19 protein-coding genes are annotated in these 18,204 nt (G+C 62.3%); 6 read left to right on the top strand and 13 right to left on the bottom strand.

All coding sequences use genetic code 11. The features are described from left to right. Positions 1-189: 189 nt before the first annotated feature. Positions 190-1,137 (top strand): LysR family transcriptional regulator, encoded by a 948-nt coding sequence (locus NJC38_RS10380; RefSeq protein ID WP_253114162.1) that lies wholly within the window; start codon positions 190-192, stop codon positions 1,135-1,137. Here NJC38_RS10380 and NJC38_RS10375 read toward each other — a convergent pair. From NJC38_RS10375 to NJC38_RS10360, 4 genes are all read right to left on the bottom strand, one after another. Further along, on the bottom strand, positions 1,107-2,171 hold the full coding sequence (locus NJC38_RS10375) for an ABC transporter substrate-binding protein (RefSeq protein WP_253114160.1): 1,065 nt from the start codon (positions 2,169-2,171) through the stop codon (positions 1,107-1,109). The two genes, NJC38_RS10380 and NJC38_RS10375, sit on opposite strands and share 31 nt — an antisense overlap. Then, complete coding sequence (locus NJC38_RS10370; RefSeq protein ID WP_253114157.1) at positions 2,168-3,049, bottom strand: TauD/TfdA family dioxygenase; 882 nt, start codon at positions 3,047-3,049, stop codon at positions 2,168-2,170. Before NJC38_RS10370 ends, NJC38_RS10375 begins: the two co-directional genes overlap by 4 nt. Positions 3,050-3,168: 119 nt before the next feature. Then, positions 3,169-3,762, bottom strand: coding sequence for a mechanosensitive ion channel family protein (locus NJC38_RS10365; protein ID WP_253114155.1), 594 nt, complete (start codon positions 3,760-3,762; stop codon positions 3,169-3,171). A 14-nt stretch (positions 3,763-3,776) separates the two neighbouring features. Next, positions 3,777-5,687 (bottom strand): ATP-binding cassette domain-containing protein, encoded by a 1,911-nt coding sequence (locus tag NJC38_RS10360; RefSeq protein WP_253114152.1) that lies wholly within the window; start codon positions 5,685-5,687, stop codon positions 3,777-3,779. Positions 5,688-5,733: 46 nt separating this feature from the next. Between NJC38_RS10360 and NJC38_RS10355 the strand changes: the two genes are divergently transcribed. Then, the gene (locus NJC38_RS10355) at positions 5,734-6,228 is read left to right on the top strand and encodes a TIGR02444 family protein (protein ID WP_045484840.1); all 495 of its coding nucleotides are present in this window, start codon (positions 5,734-5,736) and stop codon (positions 6,226-6,228) included. Here the strand turns inward: NJC38_RS10355 and NJC38_RS10350 are convergent. Further along, positions 6,206-7,219, bottom strand: coding sequence for an AlgP family protein (locus tag NJC38_RS10350; protein ID WP_253114149.1), 1,014 nt, complete (start codon positions 7,217-7,219; stop codon positions 6,206-6,208). The genes NJC38_RS10355 and NJC38_RS10350 overlap by 23 nt on opposite strands. Positions 7,220-7,441: 222 nt before the next feature. Here NJC38_RS10350 and NJC38_RS10345 point away from each other — a divergent pair, with 222 nt between their 5' ends. Then, the gene (locus tag NJC38_RS10345) at positions 7,442-8,116 is read left to right on the top strand and encodes an FKBP-type peptidyl-prolyl cis-trans isomerase (protein WP_253114146.1); all 675 of its coding nucleotides are present in this window, start codon (positions 7,442-7,444) and stop codon (positions 8,114-8,116) included. A 60-nt stretch (positions 8,117-8,176) separates the two neighbouring features. On the opposite strand, the gene NJC38_RS10340 is transcribed toward NJC38_RS10345, so the two are convergent. From NJC38_RS10340 to NJC38_RS10305, 8 genes are all read right to left on the bottom strand, one after another. Continuing rightward, the gene (locus tag NJC38_RS10340) at positions 8,177-8,638 is read right to left on the bottom strand and encodes an Rsd/AlgQ family anti-sigma factor (RefSeq protein ID WP_045484844.1); all 462 of its coding nucleotides are present in this window, start codon (positions 8,636-8,638) and stop codon (positions 8,177-8,179) included. A gap of 166 nt (positions 8,639-8,804) precedes the next feature. Further along, positions 8,805-9,344 carry a disulfide bond formation protein B gene (locus NJC38_RS10335; RefSeq protein ID WP_253114143.1) on the bottom strand — a complete coding sequence of 180 codons (540 nt, stop codon included), beginning with the start codon at positions 9,342-9,344 and terminating at the stop codon, positions 8,805-8,807. A gap of 239 nt (positions 9,345-9,583) precedes the next feature. Then, positions 9,584-10,828 carry a heme biosynthesis protein HemY gene (locus NJC38_RS10330; RefSeq protein WP_253114141.1) on the bottom strand — a complete coding sequence of 415 codons (1,245 nt, stop codon included), beginning with the start codon at positions 10,826-10,828 and terminating at the stop codon, positions 9,584-9,586. After that, positions 10,825-11,937: a uroporphyrinogen-III C-methyltransferase gene (locus NJC38_RS10325; RefSeq protein WP_253114138.1), complete on the bottom strand. Its 1,113-nt coding sequence runs from the start codon at positions 11,935-11,937 to the stop codon at positions 10,825-10,827. The genes NJC38_RS10330 and NJC38_RS10325 overlap by 4 nt, the downstream gene beginning before the upstream one ends. A 48-nt stretch (positions 11,938-11,985) precedes the next feature. Next, the gene (locus NJC38_RS10320) at positions 11,986-12,765 is read right to left on the bottom strand and encodes a uroporphyrinogen-III synthase (protein ID WP_045484852.1); all 780 of its coding nucleotides are present in this window, start codon (positions 12,763-12,765) and stop codon (positions 11,986-11,988) included. Beyond that, the gene (gene hemC, locus NJC38_RS10315; protein WP_045484855.1) at positions 12,765-13,703 is read right to left on the bottom strand and encodes a hydroxymethylbilane synthase; all 939 of its coding nucleotides are present in this window, start codon (positions 13,701-13,703) and stop codon (positions 12,765-12,767) included. The genes NJC38_RS10320 and hemC overlap by 1 nt, the downstream gene beginning before the upstream one ends. 258 nt (positions 13,704-13,961) lie before the next feature. Next, positions 13,962-14,708 (bottom strand): LytTR family DNA-binding domain-containing protein, encoded by a 747-nt coding sequence (locus NJC38_RS10310; protein WP_045484858.1) that lies wholly within the window; start codon positions 14,706-14,708, stop codon positions 13,962-13,964. Then, a complete protein-coding gene (locus NJC38_RS10305; protein WP_144403212.1) occupies positions 14,705-15,775 on the bottom strand; it encodes a sensor histidine kinase in 1,071 nt (356 codons plus the stop codon). The genes NJC38_RS10310 and NJC38_RS10305 overlap by 4 nt, the downstream gene beginning before the upstream one ends. 129 nt (positions 15,776-15,904) lie before the next feature. Between NJC38_RS10305 and argH the strand changes: the two genes are divergently transcribed. The 3 genes from argH (at position 15,905) to NJC38_RS10290 (ending at position 18,024) form a co-directional block, all read left to right on the top strand. Beyond that, entirely contained in the window at positions 15,905-17,299 is a 1,395-nt protein-coding gene (gene argH, locus NJC38_RS10300; protein ID WP_045484861.1) for an argininosuccinate lyase, read from the top strand. Between the two features lie 81 nt (positions 17,300-17,380). After that, positions 17,381-17,671, top strand: coding sequence for a hypothetical protein (locus tag NJC38_RS10295; RefSeq protein ID WP_253114134.1), 291 nt, complete (start codon positions 17,381-17,383; stop codon positions 17,669-17,671). 104 nt (positions 17,672-17,775) lie between these two features. Further along, a complete protein-coding gene (locus NJC38_RS10290) occupies positions 17,776-18,024 on the top strand; it encodes a TIGR02647 family protein (RefSeq protein WP_253114132.1) in 249 nt (82 codons plus the stop codon). Positions 18,025-18,204 lie beyond the last annotated feature (180 nt).

Genomic DNA, 18,204 nt, shown 5'->3' with positions numbered 1-18,204 from the left:
CAGTGCGTCGGCGAAACCTCCAGCGGTGGTGGTGGCGGAGCGTGTGGCCCGGACGCGGCTAAGGTTATTCGTTTTTGGTCTTTTGGCACTGACGGTTAGAACCGGATAATGCAGAGCCTTTGTAGCAATCGGCATCGGCAGCGGGAAATTCATTAATCGCATCACAGACATGACTCAAAGGTCTGACCCATGGATTTACGCCAACTCCGGCATTTCCTGGCCTTGGCCAGGCACTTGAACTTCACGCGCGCCGCCGAAGCCGCCTGCATCACTCAGTCGGCGTTCAGCCGCAGCATTCAGGGCCTGGAAAGCGAACTCGGCGGGCCACTGGTCGAGCGTGGCAGCCGTGGCGTGCTGCTGACTGCCAAGGGCGAAGCGCTGCGGGTGCGCGCCAGCCGTTTGCTGGATGAGGCCAGCAACCTGCGCGACGAGATGGCCGCCGAGCAACCGAGCGTCACCAGCAGCCGCCTCAGCTTTGGCGTCGGGCCGCTGGTCGCGGCGCGCCTGGTGCCTGAGGCGCTGGCCGTCTTCGTCGGGGATTTTGCGCATACCGCGCTGGACGTGCGGGTCGGCAAGCCTTCGGAACTGCTGGAGCTGCTCGATGAAGGCGAGATCAGCTTTCTGGTCGCCGATCTGCGGCACATGGACATTGGCACCCGCTATCTGGTCAAACCGCTGCGCTTTCGCCGCTTTGGTCTGGTCTGTCGCAGCGGCCACCCGTTGCTACAACAGGCAAAGCCCCATTTCCGGCAACTGGTGGATTACCCGCGAGTCAGCGCCATGCTGCCGCTGGAACTGCGCGGACTGCTGCAGGAACACTGGAGCGAGCGCGGGCCGGCACTGAATCTGGAGACCCAGCATAATGACCTGTTACCGACCCTGATGGCCGGTTCGGACAGCATCGGCGTATTGCAGCTCGAAGTCATTGACACCCTGACCCGCAACGGTGAATTCCAGCGCCTGCGCTGCTGCGACGAGCCCGCCCTGCTGCGTGATGGCGGCGCCTGCTTTGTGATTGTGCAACGCGCCGACCAGTTGCTGAGCCCGCAAGCACGCAGCATGATCGAGACCCTGGAGCAGATCGACGAGCCGGCCCGCGCGCAGCCTCAGGGCAACGCCTTGCCCTGTGCATCGTAAAGCGGCCAGGCTGATGCCCCATGGCGGCTGACCGCCTGCTCGACGAAACGCGGTTCCAGCCATTGTTCGACATCGAACGGCTTGCGAATCAGGCGCAGCTCGCTGGCCTGACGCTGGCTCTCCTGCAGGCTTGAACTCAGGAACGGGTCCAGGCGCGGCGAGAAACGAAAACGCAGGTCCATGCCCTTGCTCTCTTCCCTGGCCAGGGCAACCGGGATACCGCTGGCCTGCTCCTGCGCCACCAGGTACTGCTCGTAGCTGGCCGGGTCGATCAGGCTGGCGGAGTTGTCCACCAGTGTGTCGACCAGCTTCTGCACGGCCTGCGGGTACTGATCAATGAACGCCTGAGTCGCCAGCAAGGTGCCTTGGGTGGTGGCCTGCAATGACAGGGTCTGGGTACTCAGGGCAATGCTCATGCCCTTGTCGCGCAAAGTCAGCACGTTGTAGTTCGACCAGGTGGCATCAATCTGCCCGGCCAGCAGCGCCGAGGCCGCGGCGGTCCAGTCCAGGCTGATGACCTTCACATCCTGCTCACGCAATCCGGCACCCGCCAACAGCCGGCCGAACGACAGCTGGTCGGCGGTCCCACGGTACACCGCCACGCGCTTGCCCTTGAGGTCTTCGACTTTGTGAATAGCCGCCTCAGGACGGCTGGCAAGGAACATGTTGGTGCCCCGCGAGCCCATCAGCACCCGGGTCTGCAAGCCGCTCGAGCGGCCGATGATTGCCGCCAGGTCACCCAGGCCGACCACGTCCAGTTGATCGTTGGCCAAGGCTTCGTTGATCGCCGGGCCCGCGCCCCGGAAGAAATGCCACTCGACCCGTGTAGCGCTGCCGGCAAAGGCCTTTTCCAGTTGCTGCTGACGCTGAGCCACGCCCAGCGCACCGGGCGCATAAGGCTTGTTGCGGGTACTGAGGTCAGGCACCCCGATGCGGATGACCTGCGGGGCGGTTTCAGCCTGGGCGCTGCCGATCCCAAGCCAGACTGTCAGCGCCAGCAGTGTGGCACTCAAGGCTCGCGAGAATACAGTCATTGGGCGGTTTCCTTGTCAGGGTGAGCGGGTGTCGGGCGTTGTTCTTCCAGCACTGCAGCGCGGCGTACCCGGCGAATCGCCGGAAAGTAATCGGATACTGCCAGGTGCTGGGTGCTGCGATTATCCCAGATCGCCACATAACCGGCCTGCCAGCGCCAGCGCAACTGGAATGCCGGGTTTTCCAGATGCAGGAACAACAACTCCAGCAACGCTTTGGACTCGGCAGGTGTCAGGCCGACGATGTGTGCGGTAAAGGCCCGGTTGACGAACAGCGACGGCCGTCCCGACACCGGATGCCGACGCACCACCGGGTGACGGGTGGGGTCCGGCAGTTTAAGCAGGTTGTCGAGCAGACCGGGCTGTTCGAGCCGATTGACGTAGTCCAGCGCCGGGAACACGCTGTGCACCGCCTCCAGACCGTCGAGCAGCGCCCGCAGCGGCGCGGACAGCGCCTGATAGGCCGCCTCCGCGTCGACCCACAGGGTATCGCCACCGACCTCGGGAATCGTTTCGGCATGCAGCACACCGTACTTGAGCGGCCGCTCGGCGAAGGTTACGTCAGCATGCCAGGTGTCGTTGGCGCCCTTGCGGGTTTCGTCGTAGTTGAAGACCACCAGTTCCTGGGTATCGGCATGGGCCTGAAAGGTGGGATGTACATGCAACTCGCCCAGCCGCGCAGCGAAATCACGTTGCTGCAGGGCAGTCCATTGCTGCTCGGGGAAGAACAGCACCTTGTGCCGGACCAGCTCGGCCTCAAGCTGCGTCAGTTGCGCGTCATCCAGGTCATGCAACTGAATGCCGTCGATTCGCCCGCCCAGCAACGGGCCGAGGCGCACGGTCTCGGGAAAAAGATGACGCTGAGTCAGCGCAGACTGCATGGGTAGCCCTCTCGAAGCAGAAACAGAGGGCTACGACTCTAGGCAGGCACAGGCTTGAGCGACCAATGCTTTGCAGGTCTGGCCGCCATGCAGCGGCCGACTGACGTTTTACCAGGCTGTTACTTGCCTTCACTGGCCGGCTTGTCGGCAAGGATCTGGGGAAGCACATCAGTGCCGCGCCAGCGCCGCACGGCCTTCTGGAAGAACTGGCTGTTGGGCACCTGCACCAGCGCACCGCCCTGCTCGGGCAGCTCGATCAAGGTGGTGAACATCAGGTTGATGGCCGTGACCCGGCCTTTGACCCCGGGTTTGTCGAGCGTATCGACCAGTTCCACCACATCACCGATGCGAAACGGCCCGATGGTGAAGATCATCACCGCGCACAAGAGGTTCGACAGCACACTCCACATGGCAAAGAACGCCACCGCGGCCACCGCCACGAAGCCTGACAGGGCCGTCCACAACACCGTGGCCGAGACGCCCAGGCGGCCCAGCACGATGACGAAGGCGCTGCCCATGATGAACCAGCGCAAACCGCCACGCACCGGCATCAACAGCTCTGGTGGCAACGGGTAACGCTCGCCCAGGCGGGTCAGAAAACGTCCTACCACACGCTGGATCAGGTAACCCGCCAGCAGGATCAACAGCACTTGCACGCCCAGCCAGATCGGTTCGATCCAGTGGGCTGCCAGTGTCACGCCTAATACGTCCATCAACCTTTGCACCTTTACGACAACGCTTCGAGCTCGGCCTGCATGGTTTCCAGCACCTCCAGTGCCTCCATCCAGCCCTCTTCGAGCTCACCCTCACGGGTTTTCAGCCTGGCCTGTTCAGACAACAGCTCACGCAGTTTGTCCTTGCTGGCGGCTTCGTAGATGGCGCTGTCAGCCAGACCGTGCTCGATTCTGGCGAGTTTTTCCTGCACCTCACCCAGTTCACGCTCAAGCTTTTCAGCCTGTTTCTTGTGCGGCGCCAGTTGCTGACGCAAGGCCGCGGCCTGCTGGCGCTGGGCCTTTTTGTCGGTCTTGTCGGCATTGACCGGGGTGTTGCTGACCGGCGCGTTGCGCTGACGATAGTCGGCCAGCCAGCGGGTGTAGTCGTCCAGGTCGCCATCAAACTCCTCGACCCGGCCGTCGGCCACCAGCATGAAGTTGTCGGTGGTGCTCTTGAGCAAATGCCGGTCGTGAGACACCACCAGCACCGCACCGCTGAACTCCTGCAAGGCCATGGTCAGCGCCAGGCGCATTTCCAGGTCAAGGTGGTTGGTCGGTTCGTCGAGCAGCAGCAGGTTGGGCTTTTCCCAGGCAATCAGGGCCAGGGCCAGGCGGGCCTTTTCGCCACCGGAGAAATTCACCACCGGTTCATCGAGGCGCGCGCCACGGAAGTCGAAACCGCCGAGGAAGTCGCGCAGGGTCTGCTCGCGTTCAGTGGGCGCCAGACGCTGCAGGTGCAACAAGGGGTTGGCTTTGGCGTCCAGCGAGTCGAGCTGATGCTGGGCAAAGTAGCCCACCGAGAGGTTTTCACCGCGTTGCAAGCGCCCGGCCAACGGTTGCAGCTCACCGGACAGGTTCTTGATCAGGGTCGACTTGCCCGCCCCGTTGGGGCCGAGCAGGCCGATGCGCGCGCCTGGGGTCAGTTGCAGCTTGACCTTCTCCAGGATGGTCTTGTCGCCATAACCCAGACGGGCATCAGACAGGTCCAGCAACGGGCTGGAGATCTTCTCCGACTCGCGGAAAGTGAAGTTGAACGGTGAGTCGACGTGGGCCGCCGACAGCTCTTCCATGCGCTCCAGGGCCTTGATCCGGCTCTGCGCCTGGCGGGCCTTGGTGGCCTGGGCCTTGAAGCGGGCGATGTACTTTTCCATGTGCGCGCGCTGCGCCTGCTGCTTTTCGTAGGCCTGTTGCTGCTGGGCCAGACGCTCGGCACGGGCGCGCTCGAAGGCACTGTAGCCACCGCGGTAGAGAATGATCTTGCGCTGCTCGACGTGCGCCACATGATCGACCACGGCATCGAGAAAATCGCGGTCGTGGGAAATCAGCAACAGGGTGCCCGGATAACCCTTGAGCCAGTCTTCGAGCCACAGGATCGCGTCGAGGTCCAGGTGGTTGGTCGGTTCGTCGAGCAACAGCAGGTCGGAAGGGCACATCAGCGCCTGGGCCAGGTTCAGGCGCATCCGCCAGCCACCGGAGAAACTGCCGACCTGACGCTCCATCTGCTCATTGCTGAAGCCAAGGCCGGCCAGCAGCTTGCGCGCCCGGGCATCGGCGGTGTAGCCATCGGCGCTGTCGAGTTCGGCGTGCAGACGCGCCAGAGCGGTGCCATCGTGGGCCGTTTCAGCTTCAGCCAACTGACGCTGGACATCGCGCAAATGCACGTCGCCATCGAGCACATAGTCCACAGCCAGACGTTCGAGGGTATCGACTTCCTGGCGCATGTGCGCAATCCGCCAGTCGGCGGGCAGGCGGCAGTCACCGGAGTCCGGATGCAGCTCGCCGCGCAGCAACGCGAACAGGCTGGATTTGCCGGCGCCGTTGGCACCGATGAGGCCGGCTTTCTGGCCGGCGTGCAAGGTCAATTCAGCATCTTCTAGCAGACGCTGCGGACCACGCTGTAAGGTGAGGTTTTCAATTCGAATCATGATGGCGGCGGAGTCTACCAGCTTCGTCCCGGACAGGTGGACCACTATGCCTGCGGATCTATGGAGTTTCACCCTCGATTTCTATGCCCGGCCCGGTATCGAGCAGGCCTGCCTGCGCCTGCAGGACCAGGGTGCGGATGTGTGCATGCTGCTATGCGGAGTCTGGCTGGGCGCGCGCGGGGTGGCTTGCCATCCGGCGCGGGTCGAAGCAATCAGCGCGCTGGCCCGGCCTTGGCAGGCAGACGTGGTCACTCCACTGCGTGCGCTACGCATTCAATGGCGTAGCAACGCAAAAGCAGATGCGGGGTTGGCGACGCTGCGCAATCAGCTCAAGAAACTGGAGCTGGATGCCGAACAGGCTCTGCTGCAACGCTTGCAGGCCCTGGTTCTGCAATGGCCTGAAGAGCAGGCAAACGAGACCGGACTATGGCTCAAGACGCTGGCCCCAGAAGTGGCGGGGCTGGACCGCGACGCACTGCAAGTGCTGTGCGACGCGGCCAGTGACGCCGGCAAGCAGCTTAGGAAGCGCTGCTCGGGTTGACGCTGTTGGCAACTGCTGGCGCTGTAGCCGGGGCGGCTGGCGCAGCAGGTGCCGACGTGCTTGCAGTTGCAGCCGGGGCGGCTTCAGGTTTGGCGGCGGCTGGTTTGGCTGGGGCCTTGGCAGCAGCAGGCTTGGCAGCGGCTGGTTTGGCCGGGGCCTTGGCAGCAGCAGGCTTGGCGGCGGCTGGTTTGGCTGGGGCCTTGGCGGCAGCGGGCTTGGCAGCGGCTGGTTTGGCCGGGGCCTTGGCAGCAGCAGGCTTGGCGGCGGCTGGTTTGGCCGGGGCCTTGGCGGCAGCGGGCTTGGCAGCGGCTGGTTTGGCCGGGGCCTTGGCGGCAACAGGCTTGGCGGCGGCTGGTTTGGCCGGGGCCTTGGCGGCAGCAGGCTTGGCGGCGGCTGGTTTAGCGGCGGCGGCCTTGGCTGGTGCTTTGGCAGCAGCAGGTTTGGCGGCTGGTGCCTTGCTGGCAGCGGGCTTGGCTGCGGCTGGCGCCTTGGCAGCAGCGGGTTTGGCAGCTGGCTTGGCGGCAGCAGGTTTGGCAGCGGCGGTTTTCGCTGGCGCCTTGGCAGCGGCAGATTTGGCAGCCGGCTTGGCTTCGCGCGAGCTCAACACTTTACTGACAGCTTCGCCTACGCGGCCCACGCCTTGGGCCAGCTTGAGGCTTTCCTGCACATCACGCTTGAGTTGCTGAATGTAGTTGCGCGTCTCGGTCTGACGATCTTTGAGGGTGTCGAGCAGCGTTTCAAGTTCTTCGACAGCGGTCTTGGCTTTGGCCTGAGCCTTGGTTTTTCCGGAGGCAGCAGCGTCCTGAATGCGGGTGCGCGACTTGTGCAGTTTTTCCTGGGCCTTGACCCGTTGTTTTTCCAGCTTGGCGAGCAGTTTCTCGGCATCGGCCTGAGCTTGAGTGCAGGCGTCTTCCAGATGCTCGAGCAAGCTGCTCGACAGTTGTTGGAGCAAATGCAATGGGGTATTTACTGGCTTCTTTTTGGCCGACATGATTTACCTCCTGGCTGACGAAATTGCGGCCCATACTAGCCCTCTGCCCGAAGCGCCGCTAGCGCATCTTGACAGCATTGCAAGCCCGCTGTTGCATCATCACCCGCAAGATTGTGCAAGTTCATGGCCTGTCTGAAAAATTTCACCTCTACAGGTTGCTCATCCAGCCCGCCAGCACTGGCATAATCTTCAGGCTTTTTCATTACTGGCCGGAGAGCAGCCATGTCGCGCTACCTGTTAATGTCGTTGGTTCTGGTTGTGCAACTGGCCCAGGCCAGTGAGCCCCCGGCGTCCAGCGATACCCGTGATCTGGCCTACAGCCTGGGCGCCAGCCTGGGTGAACGGATGCGCCAGGAGGTCCCGGACCTTGATCTGGATGCGTTGGTCGAGGGTTTGAAGCAGTCCTATCAGGGCAAGCCGCTGGCACTCAAACAAGCACGCATCGACAAGATCCTCGCCGACCACGATGCGGCCATGACCCAGGCAGAAGCCGCCGGCACCGATTCGCAGACCGAAGCCGCACTGGCTGCGGAGCGGCGTTTCATGGACGCGGAAAAAGCCAAGCCGGGCGTCAAGGTTCTGGCTGACGGAATCCTCATGAGCGAACTGGTCGCCGGCAGCGGCCCTCGACCCGACCCCAATGGCCGGGTCGAGGTGCGTTACACCGGGCGTCTGCCAGACGGCACGGTGTTCGATCAAAGCAGCCAGCCCCAGTGGTTCCGCCTCGACAGCGTGATCAGCGGCTGGACTACCGCCCTGCAAGGGATGCCGGTCGGAGCCAAATGGCGTCTGGTGATTCCATCGGCACAAGCCTATGGCGCCGAAGGCGCAGGTGACCTGATTGACCCGTTCACGCCGCTGGTGTTCGAAATCGAGTTACTGGCTGTTTCGCACTGAACGAAAAAAGGGTGCCGAAGCACCCTTTTTCACAACGCTCTGATAACTCTTTTTAAAAGCTCAGGCTTCAGCGCTGGCCTCTTCCTTGTGCGAGTTGTGCAGCACCTCGATCAGGCAGTCTTCGAGTTCGAAGCGCTCGTGCAGCAGCCCGCCAAGTTTCTTGAACTCAGTGGCGCAATCTGAAGATTCATTCTTGTCGCAGCGATCATTGAACGCCAGAGCAAACTGGGTGATGACCTCCAGACGCGGGAACAGTGTGTCGGCCAACTCAAGACCCCGCTCGTCGTTAAACGCCCGGGCTTCATCGCTGAGTTGCTCATAGACTTCGAAGTGACCGGCAGAGACATAGTCGACCAGCAACTGGCAGAAGCGTTGCTTTGCCTTGCGCTCGCCAAGCGATTGCGGAGAACCGCCAAGGGCATCATAGGCCCGGATCAGTTCATGACGTTCGAGGAGCCAACGATCAATCAGCAGGTTGACCCCACCCCAACGCTCCTGAGCACTCTCGCAGCTTTCCAGCATGATGTTCTCTCTTCCCTTAAGGGCATGCGGTCCTGTAGCGGCCTCAAGGCACGAAACAGGCCAGGTGAACCGAGCCTGACGGCGTCATGAGAGCCGAGTTTCTCGACGCTTGCGAGCCAGATTATGCCCGCAGGATAAGCCCATCAAGTCAAGAAAACGAGAAAGTTCATACAAGTGTTTGATCCTGATCCTGACCAATGCCCCGGATCCTGCGGCCTATCTGGCCTGACAAGGGATACAGTGCCAATAGCATCAGCCCTGCAAAACACAAAAGACTCCACTCCGGCAGGCTGATGCCGAACAGCGACCAGTTGATCTCGGCGCACAATCGTGCTTCGCCTTGCAGCAGGTCACCCCAGGCATCCAGCGCCAGATTATCGAAGCTACGCTCCAGCGCATTGGTGACCGCCAGAAATTGTTCGGGCGATGAGGTCTGCAACCAGACCTGAGCCCCGGCCACACCAGCCCCCGCAACAGCCGCAAGCAGAAGGCACCCCGCATAACGGCGCCAGCCGCGCACCGAAGGGCCGTGTAAAGCGGCTGCCAGGCAGATCAGACCGGCAAGCGCCAGCAAGACCCGTTGCCAGCGGCAGAGCAGGCATGGCTCGAGGTTAAAGCCATGCTGCAGCCAGAGCGCCGCCCCCAGGGACAATGCGCATGCAATGAACGCCATGAGAAAGAGAACGCGTGTGCGGGCCAGATGCATGGCAAATCCGTAACAGAAAACGAAGGCCGCTACGGTAGAGGAAAGCGCCTTACGCTTTCAAGGCGCTAACCTTCCGATGTTTCGCTGAAAACAAAAGGAAAAATACACACACAAATGCAGGATTTTTACCTTATAGCGTAGGAATATTCCTGGACGCATTTCTGTCAACCACGCAACACCACTGAAAAATGCGGTCAATCGCCGCAGGAGCCCGCCATCGGCCCCTGCATGACGCATTTTCAGGCGCGACTCAATGCGGGCAACGGCCGGGCCAGCAGGCGCTCATCGAGCATGCCCAGACCTTGCTGAAACAACTGGTTGCTGCGCTCGGTTTCACCCAACTGAGCCAACAGCCGCGCCAGTTCAGCGCAGGTCTCCGGATTGGGCTCAAAGCGCAGGCTGCTTTCCAGATAATCCCGCGCCTTGCCCCATAGGCGCCCTTGCAGGCAAATGCGCCCCAGGGTCAGCAGCAGGCTGGGATCTTCGGGGTGCTGTTTCAGCCAGCCTTCGGCTGCCTGCAACTGCTTGCCGTTGTCGGCGCCACGCACCAGACCATACAGACGGGCCAGATGGCTGTTGTAGTCGCGCTTGAGCGCGGTGCGCAATACATCTTCGGCCTGAGCCTCGGCATTCAGACGTCGCAACTGCTCGGCGTAGGCCAACACCAGGGCCGGTTCCTGACGCTGCGCAGAACTGAGCGCCTTCCAGGCCTGGTCCAGCGACGCCAGGCCACTGGCGCTGGCGTTGTCGGTTTCACGCCAGGCTGCCAGGCTGAGGTTTTCGCCCCAGGCACGGCGCTCCAGCTCGGCCAGCTCGGCCGCCGGCAGCACTTTGTCTTTGCGCAACTCAGGCATCAGACGCACCAGTTCGGACCAGTCGCCGCGCAGCAGGTACAGACGTTGCAACTGACGCAGCACCTGCGGGTTATGCCGGTGACGCTCCTGCATCGCCTGCAGGGTCACCAGCGCACCATCGGTATCGCCACGGTCCTGCTGCAACTGGGCATGACTCAGGGCCACTGCCAGTTCGGCTTGCGGCTGACGCTGCAAGGCACGCTCGAGCAGACTGTCGCAGTCCTCGTAACGGCCTTGCTCATTGGCGGCGCGGGCAGCCCCGAGGTAATAGAGCAGCGGCTGCGGATCAGCCTCTGCGGCGCGATGCAGATGACGCTGGGCGCTGGCCCAGCGGCCTTCAGCCAGGTCCATCTGGCCCTGTTCGACCGCGATCTGCACCCGGCGGCTGCGGTTGTGTCGCGACCAGGGATTGACCAGGCCGCTGGAGGCGCTGACCAACCCGATCAACAAACGCGCAACCAGCAGCACCAGCCAGAGCGCCAGCAACAGACCCAGGGCCGCCCAGAGGCTCGATTCGTAACGGAAGTTCTGATAGGAAATCAGTACATAGCCAGCGTGCTCGGCCATGGCGACCCCGATCAGGGCCGCGACAGCAATGGCAATAAAGAGCAGGATGTAAAAGCGCTTCATGGGCTGGTCCCCCGCTGCGTTTCAGCCGGCTGTGGCGACATCTGGCGACGCTCCAGGTAAGCCTGTACCGCGCTGAGGCTTTGCGCCAGGTCCGGGGTCAGCACCGACACCTGCTGGCCGGCCAGGGCCGCCAGACGCTCGGCGATGACCTTGCTCTGCGGATTGTCTTTGTTGAAGTTGGTATCCAGCACGCTGCGCGCCTCGCCAATCGACTTGGCGTAGACCTGCGGCTCGCCATTGAGCGCAGCCCACTGCGCCTGCTCCAACGCCAGGGTCAGGGCCAGACGCACCTGCGCCAGGCTCTGCCCGGCGAGCAGCGGGCGAATGTCCTTGTCGGCATTGAAGTCGATGCGGATGTAGTGGGAAATCTGCTTCCACCAGCGGCTCCAGTAGCTGTCTTCGCTCTGGCTGGAGGTCAGGCCGAACAGCGACTCGCCCTTGTCCTGGTACTCCGGCGCCAGCGCGTTGAGCTGCAAGGCCTGCTCACGCAGCGCCGACAGTTGCAGGAACAGGCCGGTACGGTCAGGTTGCTCGACACTGCGCAGCGCCGTCATGCTCCGCGCCAGTTGCTCGCGGGCAGCGAAAGCCCCCGGATCATCCTGCTCACGCAGGATTTCGTCGGCACCCTGGACCAGCGCGCGGGCACTGTTGATGTCCTGCAACGCCGACAGACGCAGGCTGGCCAGACGCAGCAGATGCTCGGCCTCAGCCAGACGCCAGTCTTTGCGGCTGGCACCGAGTACGGTTTCCAGGCGCTGGCTCAGGCGTTGCTGGTCACCCTGCAACTGCGCCACCAAGCGGCGGTTGTCTTCAAGCTGGGCGGCCGGCGGAAACTGCGCCAGACGCGCGTTCAGTTGCTGGTCAGTACGCGCCAGAGCCAGGGTCTGCTCGGCGATATCCTGCACCTGACTGCGCTGCTGCAGATGGCCCGCCTGGAGCATGCGTAATTGCCATACTCCCCAACCGGCTACACCGACACCGGCAATCCCCAGCAACAGGGCCAGAACCGCCAGACCACTGCCTCGGTTACCGCTGCGCTTGGGGGCGGGAGTTGCTGGCGAAGTCTTCGACAACGCTTCTTCGTCTTTGGGCAAGGCTGTTTCGCTCACGTGTCCATCCTTTGCAGTTAGGCGTCGTTTTCCACAACGCTTGATCGATCAGGGCGCCGCCACCGCGGGTTCAGGGGTTGCCTGTACGGCTTGTAACAAGGCCGCAGTACTGGCACCACGGCAATCGACGACAATACGGGCACCGGCATCACGTGCCAGCTCCGCGACCCGGGGGCTCGGTACGAATAACGGCAGACCCGCCAATTCAGGCCAGCAGTCTCCCGCCATCTGCAGCAAATGCTCAAGACCCTGCCCACTGCTGACCACCAGCCCGTTCAAGCGTTCCCCCGCCACGCGCTGTGGCAACGCAGCGACGGGGTAATCGGGCCTGAAGCGGCGGTACAATGGCAGGTAGTCGACCCGCACACCCGACTCGCGCAACCGCTCGGCCATCCACTCGCGTCCGTCTTCACCGCGCATGATTAACACACGACTTCCCGGTATGGCGATGGCCTGATGCAATTGCGGCAAATCGAGCAAGGCTTCGCTGTCGTCACCCTGCACTGGCCAGGTCACATCCAGCAGACCGTAATCAAGCAAGATCTGCCCGGTGCCGCGGCCTACGCAAAACCACGGCTGGATGGGCGGCTGCGGCCAGATTTCATCCAGCAGTTCGACGACCAGACGCGCTGCCGGCTTGCTGACCACGATCACCGCCTGGTAGTGCATCAATTCGAAGATCTTTGCGCGCTGCGCGTCATCGAGCACAAGCGGCTCGGTCTCCAGCAGCGGCAGGCTGCTGGAAAAGATCCCTGCTGCGGCCAGCTCATGCGCCACCTGCGCCGATTCTTCGGCAGGCCGGGTCAGCAACAGGCGCCAGGCGCTCATCACTCTGCGGCCTGACCATAAATGGCGTGCAGAATGCGCTCTGCGCCCTGCGCCAGCAGGTCCTCGGCCACCTGCACACCCAACGCCTGGGCCGCGTCCCGGGAGGCACGTGCCTCAGCGCGCAGCAGCACACCGCCAGCCGGCTCGCCGACCAGGCCGCGCAACCACAACTGTTCGCCTTCAAGCACCGCATAACAGGCGATCGGCACCTGGCAGCCGCCGTTGAGGTGACGATTGAGCGCACGCTCAGCACTCACCCGAGCCGCCGTGTCGGCGTGGTGCAGCGGCGCCAGCAACGCATGGATTTGCGCATCGGCGCTGCGGCATTCAATGCCCACCGCGCCCTGGCCGCCGGCAGGCAGGCTGTTTTCGATACTCAGGTTGGCGGTGATACGCGCCTCGAAGCCCAGCCGTATCAAACCGGCAGCGGCGAGGATAATCGCGTCGTACTCACCCGCATCAAGCTTGGCCAGGCGCGTATTGACGTTGCCGCGCAAGAACTGAATCTTCAGGTCAGGACGCAAGGCCAGCAACTGGGCCTGACGGCGCAGGCTTGAAGTGCCCACCACACTGCCCGGCGGCAGCGCATCAAGACTGACAAAATGGTTGGAAACGAACGCATCACGCGGGTCTTCACGCTCACAGATGCAAAACAGGCCCAACCCCTCGGGGAAGTCCATGGGCACGTCTTTCATTGAGTGCACAGCGATATCGGCCTGATTTTCCAGCAGCGCCGTTTCCAGCTCTTTGACGAACAGGCCTTTGCCACCGATTTTCGACAGCGGTGAGTCGAGCAGTTTGTCGCCACGGCTGACCATCGGCACCAAGGTCACGATCAGCCCCGGATGGGCCTGTTCCAGGCGGGCTTTGACATACTCGGCCTGCCACAGGGCCAGTGCGCTTTTGCGGGTAGCGATGCGGATCTCGCGAATGGACATGGATCAATCCGTACAGGGTAAAGACCGCCGATGATAACAGTTCGGCCGCGTGCGCTTGGAGTGCTGCCGGTGAACTCCCGGCAGGTCACTGACACGAATCAACGAAAACACTGCCCATACCCGTCCGGGGCCGCGTTTTGGCGAGGCCAGTGACGATAGTCGTCCTGCGCACAGTCTGCTTTGTCGAAAACAGCGTCGAAATGTCCATTTACGCCAGACAGGTACGGACGAGCCGCGAATCGTCCGTCCTGAAGAACGTCAAAGCTGCTGCATCATCTTGCGCACGCCGGCCACATGCCGACGACTGACCACCAGGGCATCGCCGTTGAGACCCTTGAGGTACAACTGAAAATGCCCAAGGGGCGTTCGCTGCAGGCGCTCGATTCGCTCACGGGCCACCAGAGCATTGCGGTGGATGCGCACGAATCGGTCGCCGAACTCGTCCTCAAGCGCCTTGAGCGGCTCATCGAGCAAGACCTCTCCCCCCTCATGGCGCAGGGTGACGTACTTGTGGTCGGCGATGAAATAGATCACCTGCTCCAGGGGAATCAGCTCGATTCCCTTGCGGGTCCGGGCACTGATATGCGTGCGCGGACCGTTGCCACTCTCGGCGGCAGGGCGGGTCATCGCGGCCAGTTGCACGCGATTGGGTCGTTCGGCTTTTTTCAGCGCTTCGGCCAGGTGCTCGGGGCGCACCGGCTTGACCAGGTAGCCGACCGCGCTGACCTGAAACGCATCCAGGGCAAATTCACCGTGTGCGGTGCAGAATACAACGGCGGGCGGGGTTTCCCGCTCGCACAGTCTGGCAGCGACCTGCAGGCCATCTAGGCCTGGCATAAGGATGTCGAGCAGCACGATATCGGGCTTGTGGCTTTCAATCAGCGCCAGGGCTTCTTCGCCATTGGCAGCGCTGGGTTCAAGAACCCGGTAGCCTTCGATTTCACCGACCAGGCGGCTCAATCGTTCGCGGGCCAGGGGTTCGTCATCAACGATCAGGACATTCATATTGCTTTGGCTTCCTGCGTGAGTCTCGCACAAGGATAGCGTAGACAGGTGTAGTGACGACCGTCACGGCGCTCCACGCTCAGACTGGCATGAGGACCAAAAAGTGCCGTAATTCGCGCACCTATGTTCAACAAAGCCTGCTGGGTGCCGTTGGACGTCTGCCGCGGGGCAACTTCGTCATAAGGATTGCTGACACACAATATGAACTCTCCCCCTTCGTAATCTGCCTCGACCCTGACCACCCCTCCATCAACACGAGGAGCAATGCCATAGGTCAAAGCGTTTTCCAGCAACGGTTGCAAGGTTAGCTGGGGAATCGGCAAGTCATCCGCGATTGCACTTACCGCCCAATCCAACTGTAGACGCTCGCCAAGACGATATTGTTCGATCGACAAATATCTTCTCGCCAGTTCCAGTTCCTCACCCCAGGTCACCAGCGTGCCCGGCCGGGCCAGGCTGGCACGAAACAGGTCAGACAGATCCAGCACCGCCTGCTCAGCCTTGACCGGGTTGCTCACCACCAGGCTGGCGATACTGTTGAGCGTATTGAACAGAAAGTGCGGCCGGATACGCGCCTGGAGCGCCTCGATCCTGGCCAGAGACTCGGCCTGTTGCTGCTTGCGCCACTGACTCTGTAGATAAAAATAGCGCAACATCAGCGCCGACATGATCAAGGCAATCACCGAATAACGAATATAGCGCTCGACCATGCCCTCCAGGCTGATCCGCCCCGACAACTGACAGACATCGGTGATCACGGTACACAGCAGCGTCAACCCCACCACCATCAGGCACCCCGACAGCCCGGCCAGACCGCTTGGCAAGCGTGCCAGCCAGGGACGCAGGCCGCACAGCAGCGCCGCCGAGAGCAGCACGATCCACTGCACGAACAACGACATCAGGGCCAGCCGCACCCATGGAAAGCCGTCAGGGATCGGCTCGACCAGTATCAGTGCCAGCACCAGCAGCTCGGCCAGCAGTATCAGTACCAGCAGCGTCTGGGGCAGGCACAGTTCGGGTAAAAAGAAGTCCTGTTGCGCCGCGGATTGATCGTTTTCGGTTTTCATAGGGCCCTCACGCATGGCGTCCAGTCTCTGCCCGGCACATGACGGCAGCAAGCGCTGCAAGGATAAAAACACACCATCCTGCTATGATCGACGCACTTCGTAACCAAAAGCAGAGCAACGAGCGAAATCATGAGCACCGACAAGACCAACCAGTCCTGGGGCGGCCGTTTCAGTGAGCCCGTCGACGCGTTCGTCGCGCGATTCACCGCCTCCGTCAACTTTGACCAGCGCCTGTATCGTCATGACATCATGGGTTCTGTCGCCCATGCCACCATGCTGGCCAAGGTCGGCGTGTTGAGCGATGCCGAACGCGACACCATCATCGACGGCCTGACGACCATCCAGGGTGAAATCGAGGCTGGCCAGTTCGAATGGCGCGTCGACCTGGAAGACGTGCACATGAACATCGAAGCCCGCCTGACCGACCGCATCGGCATCACCGGTAAAAAGCTGCACACCGGGCGGAGCCGTAACGACCAGGTGGCCACCGACATCCGCCTGTGGCTGCGCGATGAAATCGACCTGATCCTCGGCGAAATCACCCGCCTGCAACAAGGTTTGCTGGAGCAGGCCGAGCGCGAAGCCGACACCATCATGCCCGGCTTCACGCACCTGCAGACCGCTCAGCCAGTGACCTTTGGCCACCATCTGCTGGCCTGGTTCGAGATGCTCAGCCGCGACCATGAGCGCCTGGTCGACTGCCGCAAGCGCACCAATCGCATGCCGCTGGGCAGCGCTGCGCTGGCGGGCACCACCTACCCGATCGACCGTGAGCTGACCTGCCAGTTGCTGGGTTTCGAAGCGGTCAGCGGCAACTCGCTGGACGGCGTGTCGGACCGCGATTTCGCTATCGAATTCTGCGCCGCCGCATCGCTGGCGATGATGCACCTGTCGCGCTTCTCGGAAGAGTTGGTGCTGTGGACCAGCGCCCAGTTCCAGTTCATTGACCTGCCGGATCGTTTCTGCACCGGCAGCTCGATCATGCCGCAGAAGAAAAACCCTGACGTACCTGAGCTGGTGCGCGGCAAGAGCGGCCGCGTGTTCGGCGCCCTGACCGGCCTGCTGACGTTGATGAAAGGCCAGCCACTGGCCTACAACAAGGACAACCAGGAAGACAAGGAACCGCTGTTCGACGCCGCCGACACCCTGCGCGACTCGCTGCGGGCGTTTGCCGACATGATCCCGGCGATCAAGCCGCGTCACGCCATCATGCGCGAAGCCGCGTTGCGCGGGTTCTCCACTGCCACCGACCTGGCCGACTATCTGGTGCGCCGCGGCCTGCCGTTTCGCGACTGCCACGAAATCGTCGGGCATGCCGTGAAGTACGGCGTCGAAACCGGCAAGGATCTGGCTGAAATGAGCCTGGACGAACTGCGCCAGTTCAGTGACCAGATCGAGCAGGACGTGTTCGCGGTACTGACCCTGGAAGGTTCGGTCAACGCCCGTAACCATATCGGCGGGACCGCACCGGCCCAGGTTCGCGCCGCCGTAGCCCGCGGCCAGGCGCTGCTGGCTGCACGCTGAGCTATCGCCACCCGGTCGCCGTGGGAGCGAAGCTTGCTCCCACGAGCGCCTTCAGCCGCGATGCTTCACAGGAGAACCTCCATGAGCAACACCCCCGAACACGACATCGATGCCGATGACGAAGAGCAGTTCGCCGCTTCGACCCTGATCCAGGCCATCGAAAACCAGCTTGAGTCCGACAATCCGCCGGCCGCCAAGGCGGTGTACAACAAGCTGACCCTGGTGGGTTATGAACGTGACGACATTCTCGAAATGATGGCCCATGTACTGGCCGTCGAGATCGACGCCATGCTTGAAGCCGACCGACCCTTCGACAGCCAGTGGTACGAGACCTCCTTGCGCGCCTTGCCGGAGCTCCCGCCACAAGACTGATAGGCAAAGCTCCAGAACCGGGACTACACTGCCAAGGCCCCCTGCCACGGTCTGTTCGAGGGGCTACGCTTGAAGATACCCACTATAAAAAGTCTGGAGCGCCTATGTCTTATACCCCTGAGCTGGTTGCTGAACTGGAAATCCTTGCCCTGTTCAACCTGGACAACACCCTTGAAGGCCTCAAGATCCATCACGTGGCAGCCCCCAGTGCGATTGCCGCTGCGCAGCGACTCAATGAAAAAGGCCTGACCACCCAGGTCGACGGTGGCTATCTGACCAGCCTGGGACTGGAAGCTGCACGCCACGCCCAGGCCCTGCTGACCATTCTCGACGTTTCCCGCAAGGCAGCCTGATTCGCGGCAGCCATCAGAGCCTGGCGATAAAAAAGCTTGCCGGGCTCTTCACCTGAACCTCCCGAAGCGCTATAAAATTGGCGTCATTTTTCAATTACGCCGTTCAAGCCCAGCGCATCAGCCCGTTCGGGGTAACGGCATCAATACTTACAACAAAACCTGAACCGGGTTTGAGTGGCG

Source organism: Pseudomonas sp. 21LCFQ010 (assembly GCF_024129905.1).
In the GTDB taxonomy this organism is placed as follows: Bacteria; Pseudomonadota; Gammaproteobacteria; order Pseudomonadales; family Pseudomonadaceae; genus Aquipseudomonas.
This window is presented reverse-complemented; position numbering and strand designations above follow the sequence as displayed.